Raw genomic sequence first — 1,712 nt, 5'->3', positions numbered from 1 at the left:
CTTGATTGCACTATGTACAACTTTCAAGAAGATTTGTTTTAACCTGTTTGATCTTCTATCAATTCAATTCGCTTTCAACTTGCAATGAGATGAATTTATTTTCTCTATTTTAGGAGTTAATTACCAAATTCTTTCCTCTAGTATATCGTACAATTGCACCTTTTGTTTATATAAATTAAAATGATTTAACTGTAGACGTGAAAAAACTAGTAGCCCTTCTACTAAAAATAAATGAAGCAATCCATTTCCATAAAAAAAGATTGGCTGAGGCCAACCTTTTTTTATACTTATTCATTTCGAGTTGGTTTTGGTGTAACACCTAAATGCTCATTTAACTTAGTCGAAATATCTTTCACATTTTTTTCGTTTGGAATGTAATAATAAATACCACCAATACGTTTATCCGTTCCTTCTATTTGCATCTTTTCCATTTGCAAATCTGATCCTGCCATATTCTTCGTAATAGCAAGCATATCATCAAACGTTAAGTTTGTTTTCATATTTTTATCAACTGCATCAAGTAAAGAGCCCATTTTACTAATWGATTGAACAGACATTGCTTTTTTCGCAATTGCTTCAATTACAAGTTGTTGYCTTTGACCACGCATTGCGTCACTGTCAATTTTACGCGTTCTAGCAAGTGCAAGGGCTTGTTCACCATTTAAATGTTGGTAACCTTTTTCTAAATGGATCATACCTGCTTGGTCTTTACTATCTTGTTCTGTGAAAGTAACAGGTACATCAATATCAATACCACCAATTGAATCTACAATTTGTACAAATGACTCAAAGTTAAACTTCACATAATAATCAACTGGTACATTTAAAAATCTTTCCACTGTATCTCTTGTACTTTCAACACCACCAAATACGTGTGCGTGTGTAATTTTATCTAATTTCTTTCTAGATGGAATATAAACACGTGAATCACGAGGAATACTTACTAATTTAACGGATTTATCATCTTTATTAATTGTCGCTAATAAAAGTGCATCTGTTCGAACCGCTTCACCATATTGGCTTTTTCTCATTTCGCTTCCATCGACACCCATGATTAAAATCGAAATATTATCCTTTAAAGGTTCCACTTCTTTGTCCCTTTTTGATGACTTATCAATTTGTGCATATGCATCACTTACAACAGCTTTTGCTTTGTTATATATAAACGATCCATATCCTACTCCTCCAAAAACAAGTAGGAAAAATGGAATTAAAATGAACCATTTTATTGATTTTCTTTTAGAACGTTTTTTACTGCTTCTCGTATTTTGTTCTAATTCAGAGCTCATGTTCATTCTCCTCTCTTTCTCTTTTCCTAGTATAATGTATGTCTAGTAATCTTCATATTGAATTTCCTTTCAATCACCTTACATTTTTGTAAGGTTACATCATGAATCCAATATGTATTCCATTTCACATTATACTCTCGTGCTTATTTTTGGCAAGTCACTATTTATCAACTTCAAAAATTTAACACTTCAAAACGTTCAAATTTACAGATTTATCATTCTGTTATTTGCAGGTAGTAAGACTTTCACCTCATAATTTATCAGGAATAAAAGAGTCAAGTTTGGGCCGTGAAATTTTGATTGGTGATGACTAATAATCAGTGAGGGATAAACCCCCCACTGATTAAAATTTCACTTTATTATTTCTCATTTGGTGTGTATATCATTTGCTTCCCATTATTATAAATTAAAGCTGATTTTGCT

At 31.6% G+C, this 1,712-nt stretch carries 1 protein-coding gene and 1 pseudogene; both read right to left on the bottom strand.

The features are described from left to right. Window positions 1-225: pseudogene (locus AC1DJR_RS28845) on the bottom strand (sensor histidine kinase); the annotation flags it as partial. A 62-nt stretch (window positions 226-287) separates the two neighbouring features. Further along, a complete protein-coding gene (locus AC1DJR_RS28840; protein ID WP_113770212.1) occupies window positions 288-1,289 on the bottom strand; it encodes an LCP family protein in 1,002 nt (333 codons plus the stop codon). Window positions 1,290-1,712: the final 423 nt, after the last annotated feature.

This window comes from Bacillus sp. 05T31 (genome assembly GCF_056396725.1).
Note: the sequence above shows the minus strand (reverse complement) of the source record. Positions and strands in the feature narration are given on the sequence as shown.